General features: G+C 70.0%; 10 protein-coding genes. 9 read left to right on the top strand and 1 reads right to left on the bottom strand.

Going from position 1 to position 10,304, the window contains the following annotated elements; translation table 11 throughout:
• The first annotated feature begins 123 nt into the window (after positions 1–123).
• From M4D77_RS22330 to M4D77_RS22320, 3 genes are read left to right on the top strand one after another with little or no spacing between them, the layout of a single operon-like run.
• Positions 124–1,161, top strand: a complete 1,038-nt coding sequence (locus M4D77_RS22330; protein WP_058253141.1) for an NlpC/P60 family protein — start codon at positions 124–126, stop codon at positions 1,159–1,161.
• 8 nt (positions 1,162–1,169) lie between these two features.
• Positions 1,170–2,567, top strand: coding sequence for a hypothetical protein (locus M4D77_RS22325; RefSeq protein WP_259937443.1), 1,398 nt, complete (start codon positions 1,170–1,172; stop codon positions 2,565–2,567).
• On the top strand, positions 2,567–3,691 hold the full coding sequence (locus tag M4D77_RS22320; protein ID WP_259937442.1) for a glycosyltransferase family 4 protein: 1,125 nt from the start codon (positions 2,567–2,569) through the stop codon (positions 3,689–3,691). Before M4D77_RS22325 ends, M4D77_RS22320 begins: the two co-directional genes overlap by 1 nt.
• Positions 3,692–3,716: 25 nt before the next feature.
• Here the strand turns inward: M4D77_RS22320 and M4D77_RS22315 are convergent, their stop codons facing one another.
• Positions 3,717–5,525 (bottom strand): long-chain fatty acid--CoA ligase, encoded by a 1,809-nt coding sequence (locus tag M4D77_RS22315; protein ID WP_247449541.1) that lies wholly within the window; start codon positions 5,523–5,525, stop codon positions 3,717–3,719.
• Between the two features lie 108 nt (positions 5,526–5,633).
• On the opposite strand from M4D77_RS22315, the gene M4D77_RS22310 reads away from it, so the two are divergent.
• The 6 genes from M4D77_RS22310 to M4D77_RS22285 form a co-directional block, all read left to right on the top strand.
• Positions 5,634–6,065: a hypothetical protein gene (locus M4D77_RS22310; protein ID WP_065630040.1), complete on the top strand. Its 432-nt coding sequence runs from the start codon at positions 5,634–5,636 to the stop codon at positions 6,063–6,065.
• Positions 6,065–6,502, top strand: coding sequence for an SRPBCC family protein (locus M4D77_RS22305; RefSeq protein ID WP_058253066.1), 438 nt, complete (start codon positions 6,065–6,067; stop codon positions 6,500–6,502). The genes M4D77_RS22310 and M4D77_RS22305 overlap by 1 nt, the downstream gene beginning before the upstream one ends.
• A 20-nt stretch (positions 6,503–6,522) precedes the next feature.
• Positions 6,523–7,752 (top strand): ArsA-related P-loop ATPase, encoded by a 1,230-nt coding sequence (locus M4D77_RS22300; RefSeq protein WP_259937444.1) that lies wholly within the window; start codon positions 6,523–6,525, stop codon positions 7,750–7,752.
• Between the two features lie 201 nt (positions 7,753–7,953).
• Positions 7,954–8,460: a hypothetical protein gene (locus tag M4D77_RS22295; RefSeq protein WP_259937440.1), complete on the top strand. Its 507-nt coding sequence runs from the start codon at positions 7,954–7,956 to the stop codon at positions 8,458–8,460.
• Positions 8,460–9,467 (top strand): ROK family protein, encoded by a 1,008-nt coding sequence (locus M4D77_RS22290; protein ID WP_259937439.1) that lies wholly within the window; start codon positions 8,460–8,462, stop codon positions 9,465–9,467. Before M4D77_RS22295 ends, M4D77_RS22290 begins: the two co-directional genes overlap by 1 nt.
• Before the next feature lie 154 nt (positions 9,468–9,621).
• The coding region (locus M4D77_RS22285) for a 1-acyl-sn-glycerol-3-phosphate acyltransferase (protein ID WP_259937438.1) at positions 9,622–10,304 on the top strand (683 nt) is incomplete at its 3' end.

The raw sequence follows: 10,304 nt of genomic DNA, 5'->3' as shown, positions 1-10,304 counted from the left end.
GGTCGACGGGACGCGGGGTACGGGTGCAGGGGCCCGGGATGCTCAGGGATCGACGAGCACACACGAGGGAGTGAGTAGACCGTGCTGATCGGGGAGGGGCGTGGTCGCGCGATGCGGCCGAGGATGCGTTCGGGTCCGCTGATGGTGGCGCTCTGTGTCCTGTCGGCGTTCGCCGTTCTGGCACCGACCGTCGCCGGCGGCGTCGGGGACGCCCGTGCGGTGCCCGCGCGCTCGGCCGATCAGCTGCTCGACCGCTACAAGCAACTGGGCATCGACGCGGAGAAGACCACCGAGGCGATGCACAACGCCAAGATCGAGTACGACAAGCAGCGCGGCATCGTGGCGGCGGCCAAGAAAGCCGCGGCCGAGGCGCAGCAGACGCTGGACACCAGCCGCGCCCAGCTCGCCGTGCACCAGAACCGAGTCGACGCGATCGTCCGCGCCAGCTATCAGGGCGCGCGGGTCAGCGGACTGTACGCCGTGATGGTCAGCGACTCCCCGCAGGCGCTCCTGGACCAGATGTCGGGTCTCGACATGATCTCGCGTCAGGCGTCGGTGGACCTGACCGCGATCAAGAAGGTACGGGCCAGGACCGCTGTCGCGAAGAAGGATGCCGAGCGCACGGCGGTGGCCGCCTCCGAGGCGGTCTCCCGCGCCGAACGGGTCCGTGGTGACCTCCAGACGAAGCAAGCCGACCTGCAGCTCCAGGCGATCCAGATCCGGTCGATCTACAAGTCGATGACCGGCAAGCAGTTGGCGGCTCTGCGCGGTCCGACCTTCGACTTCGATCCGCGACTGGTGCCCAAGGGCACCGCCGCCGGACTGATCGCCACCCACGCCGCCCTCACCCGGATCGGTGACCCCTACGTGTGGGGCGCCACCGGACCGAATTCGTTCGACTGCTCGGGACTCATGGTGTGGGCGTTCCGGCAGGCCGGCAAGACCATCCCGCGATCGAGTCAGGCGCAGATGGCCGGCGGTCAGCCGGTCGAGAAGAATGACCTCAAGCCCGGTGACCTGGTCATCTACTATCCGGATGCCCATCACGTCGGTATGTACGTCGGTGACGGCTATGTCATCCACGCCTCGACCTTCGGTGTGCCGGTCAAGGTCGAGCCGCTCGACGAGGCCGGACCGTACAACTCTGCCCGCCGGTTCTAGTTCCACCGGTGACCTCACCGCGCGGGCGCGCCGGCCCCGTCTCGGCCGTGGTCGTTCTGGTTTTCGCAGTCGCCACCGCGTGCGGCACGGTCGATGTGCCCGGCGGGCCCGGTTCGTCCGCCGCGCCCGTGTCGTCGAGCACCGCGGTCAACGTCTACGAGCGTGATCGAGCGGCGGGCGTGACGCGGTTGCTCGACGCGCTCACCGAAGCGGTGCGTTCCGGGGATGTGCGGGCGATCGGCACCCTCGTCGACACCGCTGCCACCCCGGCGTTCAAGGACAGATTCGTCACGGCCGCCGCGGGTTTCGCGCCCAGCCGGTTCACGCCGCGGAACGGTCGCAGCGGCACCCTGCGGCTCGCACGGTTCGGTTATCAGCTTGCGCCCACCGAAGAGGCGGAGGTGCTCGTACCCGGTGAGTTGCAGGAGCTCCTCGATGCCGGGGGGAGTTCGGACTCGTGGGTCGCTCCGGTGGAGTTGCGCTATGCGCTCGGCGGCGAGGGGGTCCCGGGAGTCGACGAGGCCGAGGTGGTCGTCGGCACCCAGTTCGTGGTCGCCCGCTACGGCGAGGCCTGGCGCCTCGTCGGAGACGCCACGGCCCTGGGAGGAGAATCCGCACCCACTCAGATGTGGGAGCTGCCCGGACTCCAGGTGGCCGACACCGCCACCGCAGGCGGCACGTCGGTGGTCGCCTCGTATCCCCGAACGTCTTCGACGGTGGCGACGCTGCAGCGGGAGCTGCCCGGGGCGGTGGATGCCGTCAGTGACTTCTGGGGCGACGATTGGGATCGCCGCGCCGTCGTGGTCGCCACGGCGACCGACGACGAGTTCGCCGCACTCGTACCCGAGGGCCGAGCGGCGACCGGGACCGCGGCGGCCGCGACCGTGTTCAGCAGCCTCGACCTGGTCCAGCGCACCGCGACCGGACAGCGCATCATCCTGACCCCGGCGGCCCGGGAACTCGCCGCACCGACGCTCGCGGTGGTTCTCCGGCACGAGTTGACCCATGTCGCGGCCCGCGTTCACACCGCGCTCGACGCGCCGCTCTGGATCACCGAGGGCGTGGCCGAATACGTCGGGCGCAAAGGGACTCACACGAGGATCGCGGATGCCGCACCCGACCTGATCGCGTCCGTGCGTGCCGGTCGAGTTCCGACCGGGCCACCCGCCGACACCGACTTCGCGATGGACGGTCAGACTTCACAGGTGGCTTATCAGAGTGCGTGGTCGCTGGCCGCCTACGTCGCCGATCGATTCGACGAGGCGCGGCTGAAGAAGATGTACATGGGGGTCGCGGCGTCGGCCCTGCCCGCGGCGCAGGACACGGCGATCGCCTCGAGTCTCGGGCTGACGCGTGCCGAACTGGTCGCGGGGTGGCAGCGGTGGCTCGAAGTGCAGGCCCGTTGATGTCTCGAACGTTGTTGCTCACCAACGACTTTCCGCCCCGTCCGGGCGGGATCCAGTCCTACCTGCAGAATCTGGTGGACCTGCTGCCGCCGGAGGACGTGGTCGTCTACGCGCCGCGCTGGCGTGGTGACTCGCACGAGAAGTTCGACGCGGCCGCCCCGTATCGGGTGTACCGGCACCCGACGACGCTCATGCTCCCCACCCCGTTCGTGGCGCGGCGTGCCGCGGAGATCGTGCGCCGCGAACAGATCTCGACGGTGTGGTTCGGCGCGGCCGCGCCGCTGGCCGTGCTGGCGCCGGCGTTGCGTCGCGCGGGCGCCCAGCGGATCATCGCCAGCACGCACGGTCACGAGGTCGGGTGGTCGATGCTGCCGGGCGCGCGGCAGGTGCTCGGGCACATCGGCCGCCACACCGATGTGATCACCTTCGTCAGCCGATACACCCGCGGCCGGTTCGCGTCGGCCTTCGGCGCCCGCGCGGGCCTGGAACACCTGCCCCCCGGCGTCGACACCGAGCGGTTCGCCCCGGATCCGGTGCTGCGACAGCGATTTCGCGAACATCTCGACCTAGGGGAGCGTCCGACGATCCTCTGCCTGTCGCGGCTGGTGCCCCGTAAGGGCCAGGATGTGTTGATCCGCGCCCTGCCGCTGATCCGACGCACCATCCCCGACGCGACGCTGGTCATCGTCGGCGGTGGTCCCTACGGGAAGACCCTGCGCGACCTCGCGGCCGACACGGGCGTGGCCGACCATGTGATCTTCACCGGCTCGGTGCCCGCCGACGACCTCGCGGCGTACCACAACATCGCGGACGTCTTCGCGATGCCGTCCCGGACGAGGGGGCGCGGCCTGGACGTCGAGGGCCTGGGGATCGTCTACCTGGAGGCGTCGGCGTCGGGGGTGCCCGTGGTCGCCGGGTTGTCCGGTGGCGCGCCGGAGACCATCGAGGAGGGGGTCACCGGCACCGCCGTCGACGGCACCGATGTCGACGCGGTCGCCCTGGCGATCCTGGCGATCCTCGGTGATCGCGCGGCCGCGGCCGAGATGGGCCGGGCCGGACGGCGTTACGTCGTCGAGAACTGGCAGTGGAGCCAGATGGCGGCCCGCCTGCGCCAGTTGCTCTGAAGAGCAACCGGCGCCGGCGGGGAGCTCACCGCTGGTAGATCGCCTCGATGTCGCCGGCGAACTTCTCCACGACGACGTTGCGCTTGACCTTGAGCGTCGGCGTCATCTCGCCGGTCTCCTCGGTGAAGTCGGTCGGCAGGATGCGGAACTTCTTGATGGCCTCTGAATGCGACACCGTCTTGTTGGCGAGGTCGACGGCCGACTGGACCTCGGCGCGCAGGTCGGTGTCGTCGGCGAGGTCGGCGACCGTCGCGGACGCGGGCTTGCCGGTGCGCTCCTTCCACGCCGGGAACGCCTCGGGATCGATCGTGATCAGGGCGGCCACAAACGGTTTCGCGTCGCCGACGACGGTGGCCTGCGAGATCAGGGCGTTGGCGCGGATGACGTCCTCGAGTCCGGCGGGGGAGACGTTCTTGCCGCCGGCGGTCACGATCAGTTCCTTCTTGCGGCCGGTGATGGTGATGAACCCATCGGCATCCACGGTGCCGAGGTCGCCGGTATGGAACCAGCCGTCGATCACGGCCGATGCGGTGGCCTCCGGGTTCTGCCAGTACTCGGTGAAGACGACACCGCCGTGCAGCAGCACCTCTCCGTCATCGCCGATCCGAACAGCATTGCCCGACAACGGCTTCCCGACACTGCCGATCTTCGACGCCGACGGGGTGTTCACGCTGAAGGCCGCCGTGGTCTCGGTCAGGCCGTACCCCTCGTAGACGGGCACACCGACGCCGGAGAAGAAGTGACCCAGGCGGGCGCCGAGCGGCGCGCCACCGGAGATCGCCATCTGGCACTCGCCACCGAGGGCGGCCCGGAGCTTCTTGTAGACGAGCGCGTCGAAGACGCCGTGCTTGACTTTCAGCGCGAGACCGACCTGCCCCTTCTCCGTCGCCTGCGAGTAGGCGATCGCGGTCTCGGACGCGGCGTCGAAGATCTTTCCCTTGCCGCCGTCGTGGGCCTTCTGCCGGGCGGTGTTGTACACCTTCTCGAACACGCGCGGCACGGACAGGATGAGCGACGGTTTGAAGACGGCGAACTCGTCCACCAGGTTCGGGATGTCGCTGGTGTGTCCCACCTCGATGCCTGCCTCGATGGCGACGAGCGTGATGGCCCGGGCGAGCACGTGGGCGAGGGGAAGGAACATCAGCAGACGCTTCTCGTCGCGGGCGATGACCTGATCGAGGAGGTCGCCGGCGAGGACCGCCCGCACCTCCGACAGCATGTTGGCGTGGGTGAGTTCGCAGCCCTTGGGCCGTCCGGTGGTCCCCGAGGTGTAGATCAGCGTCGCCGGGTCGGCGGCCCTGACGGTGGCCCGGCGGGCCGCGACCTCGTCGTCGTGGACGTCGGCACCGGCGGCGACGAGCTCGCCGACGGCACCCGGCCCGTCGGTGCGGTCGATCTGGAAGACGGTCACCGGCGTGGTCAGGGAGTCGATGGACTCGAACTCGGCGCGATGTCCGTCGTCCTCCAGGACGATCGCGACCGCACCGGAATCCTGCATGATCCATTCGATCTGGCCGGCGGAGGACGAATCGTAGATGGGCACGGTGATCGCGCCCGCGGACCAGATCGCGAAGTCGAAGAGATTCCACTCGAGGCGGGTGCGCGACAGCAGCGCCACCCGGTCCCCGGGGTTGACGCCGGAGGCGATCAGGCCCTTGGCGATGGCGGAGATGCGGGAGGCGGCCTCGGCGGCGGTGACCGGCTCCCACCGGTCGCCCTGCTTGTGGCGGAACACGATGTGCTGCGGTGATCGCTGCGCCAGGCCGAAGATGATGTTCGTGCAGTTCTCGTCGTCGCCGATCGAGAACTTCGCGGGCACGCTGTACTCGCCCATCGTGGTTACCCTTCAGTAGACATCAGTCACCGAATCGTATCCCCGACACGGAATCGGACTCATCGCGACGTCGGTTTCGGGTGCACTACCCTGCGCCGACACGAGTATGTGAAGCTAGTGGGCGTGACGAGCATCCAGGTGGCCGACGAGGTCTTCGTCGCCGCGGCGCCGCCGTTGGCGACCGCCGTGATCGGCGACCCCGCCAACTGGCGCCGGTGGTGGCCGGACCTGCGTCTGGCGGTCACCGAGGACCGGGGCGAGCAGGGCGTGCGCTGGCAGGTCGCGGGTCCGGTGTCGGGGACGATGGAGATCTGGAACGAGGCGGTCCTCGACGGCTTCGTGCTCCACTACTTCCTCCACGCCGAACCCACCGGTCCGCTGCCCGACGACCCCCGCACCCGCGCCGACGTGCTGGCCGAGGAGAACAAGCTGCGCCGCGTGACGGGCAAAGAGGTCTCCTTCGAGGTCAAACGACTGCTGGAGAAGGGCCGCGTCGTCGGTGGTCCCGCCGCCGGTCTCGAGTCGGCCGGGATGCGGTGATGGCCGACCACACCGAACGCGACATCGTCATCGGCGCCGACGCCGACGCCATCCTCGCCGTCATCGCCGACTTCGAGCACTACCCGGAGTGGGTGACCGCCGCCCGCGAGGTCGAGGTGCTGCGCACGGATGAAGCCGGCCGCGCCCTCGAGGTCAGGTTCGTGCTCGACGCCGGTGTCCTCCAGGACACGTATGTGCTTGCCTACGAATGGGATCGGAACGCCCCCGCGGTGTCGTGGCGCCTGGTGTCGAGCGATCTACAGAAGGATCAGCGCGGACGATACGTGCTGACCCAACAGGTCCCGGGATCGACGAAGGTGACCTACGAACTCATGGTCGACCTGCAGGTGCCCATGATCGGCCAGCTGAAGCGGCGAGCCGAGAAGGCGATCACCGATGCCGCGCTGAACGACCTCAAGAAGAGGGTCGAAGGCTGATCGATCTCACACCCATCCACATCGTGCTCGGGCCGGGGGGTTCCGGTGTCTCCGCGGTCGCGGCCGCCGGTGCGACCCAGCGTCCCGGCACCTCCCGGTCGGCCCGGGCCGTGCCCCGGTCGGGCCTGTCGGCAGCCGAATCCGACACGCTCCTCATCACCGTCGACCGCTGGTCGCCGGTTCCCGACTGGGCACGGGTGTACCGCCGGCCCGGCGAGCCCGTCGCGGTGTCCAAATACCTGCACCTGTTGACCCTGGACCGACTGGACCTCACCGAACGCACATGGTCGGCGTTCGTCGAGGTGCTCGAGCACACCGTGAGCCGCAGCAAGACGGTCCTGCCCGGCGTCGGCACCCTGGCCGGGATCGACGCCGCCGAGCTCACCTCGTTGCCCGGGATCGACGACTTCCTGCTCCTGCGCCGTATCCGGGACGAGGCGATCAGCGGCCGGTGGCAGCGGATCGTCGTCGACTGTTCCGGGTGTGGTGACCCACTCCAGTTCCTCCGTGGCGGAGCAGTTCTCAGCCAGGCCCTCAACCGGTTCTGGCCGCGTCACCGACGCCTCGCGATCGCTTCCGAGCGTCCGATGGTCGCGCAATTGACGGCCGCGGTCGACGCCATCGACCGGGACTGCCTCGACATCGCCGAACTGTTCGCCGATTCGCATGCGGTGGCGGTGCACCTCGTTCTCGCCGCCGACGACCGGAGCCGACGACTCACCGGCCACCATCTCGCCGCCGCCGACCTCATGGGCCTGCCGCTGGCCTCGGTCCAGGTCAACGCGGGCGTCGGCGCCGAACCGGCGGCCGAGGTCGCGGACATGGTGCGGGCCGAACTCGCCGGTTCCGACGGTTCGCGTTCCGTCGTCGTCGAGGTGGTCGAGAAATCGTCCGGTGCGATCGATCGCATGGCGCGGCTCCGCAAGCTCTCGGTCTCGTTGCCGGCACCGCACGGCGTCCCCCGGGGTTCGGCCGCGGCCGAGGTCGAGGCGGTCCAGGGGCGCGTGAGCGGCAAGCCGGCCGGTCCGGTGTACCGGTTGTCGTGGCCGCAGCGCCTACCGGATCCGGATTCGCTGGCTCTCGGGCGCAGCGGAGACGACCTCCTGGTGACGATTGCGGGGTTCCGCCATCCGGTGCGGCTGCCGTCGATGCTACGACGTTGCACGGTCGTCGACGCCGACTGGGACGGCACGACCCTGGGCATCGGCTTCGTCCCCGATCCGGCGGTGTGGCCCCGGCCGCAGAACTGAGCCGGTTCCTCGGCCCCGGTACGTCGACGCCGCCCAGTTCCCGACGGCCAGGTGGGACGGCGACGGTGGAATGATTCCGCCCGGGCGGGGTACGTTCGCCAGACCGCACCGTTCGAGACGGCAGGGTACGGTGCCGATGACCCCGACGACAGACACGCGGGTGGGTGTTCGCGCGGGGCCGGGAGAAGGGGAGAGTTGGCGATGGGCACGGACGACGAGACGTTCCGGCAGGCCGGTGACGGGTCCGCGGACGGGCGTCGCGACGGACCCGCCGATCCGGTGCGCGACCTGCTGCTCGGACTGGCCGCCCAGATCGACCACCTGGCCGCGCTCTTCGCGCCGGCTCCGCAGTCGGCCACCGCCGGTGGTGCGGACGCAACGGGGACGCGCCCCGGTTTCGCCGCTTTCGCCGACGGTGGTCCGCTCGGGCATGCGCTCTCCGGGGCGTCGGGGGAGATCACCTCGTTGCTCGCCGAGATCGGCGATCTGGTCGCCCGGCTGATCGCGGCGGTCATCGCCGTACTCGAGGCCATCGCCGAGGCGCTGCGTTCGTCGCCGACCTCATCGGCGTCACCACGCCAGTACGAACCGATCGCGGTGCGATTCAAGGGACCGGCCGCCGGGCGCGAGGCCGGCACACCGCGACGCGGTGATGCCTCACGGCGGGCCACGCCGCCCCCCGAACCCGGCCCCGGGCAGGAGAACTGATGGGCGACCTGACGATCGGCATCGACATCGGCGGCACCAGCGTGCGCGCCTCGGTGGTCGACGACCGGGGGACGATGCTCGACACCCTCCGCGCGCAGACCCCGCCGACCGCGGCCGCGCTCGAGCACTGTCTGGACCGGTTGGTCGGCGAACTGACCTCGCGCTGGGACGCGAAGGCGGTCGGGCTCGCGATCGCCGGCTTCCTGACCACCGACCGCAGCATCGTCCGGTTCGCGCCGCATCTGCCCTGGCGCGAGGCGCCGGTCGCCGAGGAGATGACCCGCCGCGTCGGGATCCCGGTCTTCGCCGAACACGACGCCAACGCCGCCGCGGTGGCCGAATGGCGGTTCGGCGCGGCCGCCCGTGGGCACAACACCGTCGTCCTGGCGATCGGGACCGGGATCGGCGCCGGGTTCGTGATCGACGGGGAGATCTATCGCGGAAGTTACGGCGTCGCACCGGAACTCGGACATCTGACGATCGTCCCCGACGGGCGCGCCTGTGCCTGTGGCAAACGCGGCTGCTGGGAGCGGTACTGCAGCGGCACGGCACTCGTGGACACCGTGGTCGAGTTGCTCGCCGACGGCGACTGGGGGCGCAGCCAACTCGCCGCCGATGTCGCCGCGGACCCCGGGTCGCTGACCGGCCGTCGGGTCGCCCGCGCGGCCGCCGACGGGGACGCCGTCGCGCTGGCCGCGTTCGCGCGGTTCGCGACGTCGCTCGGCCAGGGGCTCGCGATGATCGCCGACATCTTCGATCCCGACCTCATCGTCCTGGCCGGCGGCGTCGGCGCGGCGTCGGGGCTGTTCCTCGACGAGGCCCGGGAGCACTACGCCCGCCAGGTCACCGGTGCCGGACATCGACAGCTCGCGCGTATCCGCGGTACCCAGCTCGGCGAGACCGCCGGCGTCGTGGGCGCGGCCGAGGTTGCGCGACAGGCGATCCGGACGGCCGCACGCCCTGTGGCCGACCCGCACCCCGAGACACGGCCGGTCTCCGGGCTCTGAGTGCTCCCGGCGAGACCCCGAGCGGTCCCGGCCGGACGGTAGAGTGCGACGCGGGTAAGGTCTTGGCGTCGGGACACTCCTCGGTTCCGCGGTCTCCGCGGCGCGGTTGTCCGGCGGTGGTCATCGGGTCGGTGTGCGCGGCGAGGAGATTCTCATGTGGTACTGGGCGTTCAAGTACATCTTTCTCGGTCCGATCCTGCGGGTCCTCGGCCGGCCGACGATCGAAGGACACGAGAACATCCCGACCGACGGCCCGGCGATCCTGGCGAGCAATCACCTCGCGGTGATGGACAGCTTCTTCCTGCCGCTGATGGTGGATCGCCGCATCTACTTCCTCGCCAAGAACGAGTACTTCACCGGTACGGGGCTCAAAGGTGGCTTCCAGCGCTGGTTCTTCACCGCGGTCGGTCAGATCCCCATCGACCGGTCGGGAGCCGAGGCCGCCGAGGGTGCGCTCACCGCGGCACGCCGCCAGCTCGACAAGGGCAAGCTGATGGGGATGTACCCCGAGGGCACCCGATCGCCCGACGGACGCCTCTACAAGGGAAAGACCGGTCTCGCCCGGCTGGCCATGGACACCGGGGTGCCGGTCATCCCCGTCGCGATGATCGACACCCACAAGTTCAACCCGCCGGGCAGCATCCTGCCGCGACCCACCCGGGTGTCGGTGCGTATCGGCAAGCCCCTGAACTTCTCGCGTTACGAGGGCATGGAGGGCAACCGCTACATCGAACGCGCGGTCACCGACGAGATCATGTACGAGCTGATGCAGCTCTCGGGTCAGCAGTACGTCGACGTCTACGCTGCGAGTCTCAAGAACCAGGCCCCGCCGGTCGA

This window comes from Gordonia sp. p3-SID1431, assembly GCF_025143765.1.
Lineage (GTDB): Bacteria > Actinomycetota > Actinomycetes > Mycobacteriales > Mycobacteriaceae > Gordonia > Gordonia hongkongensis.
Note: the sequence above shows the minus strand (reverse complement) of the source record. Positions and strands in the feature narration are given on the sequence as shown.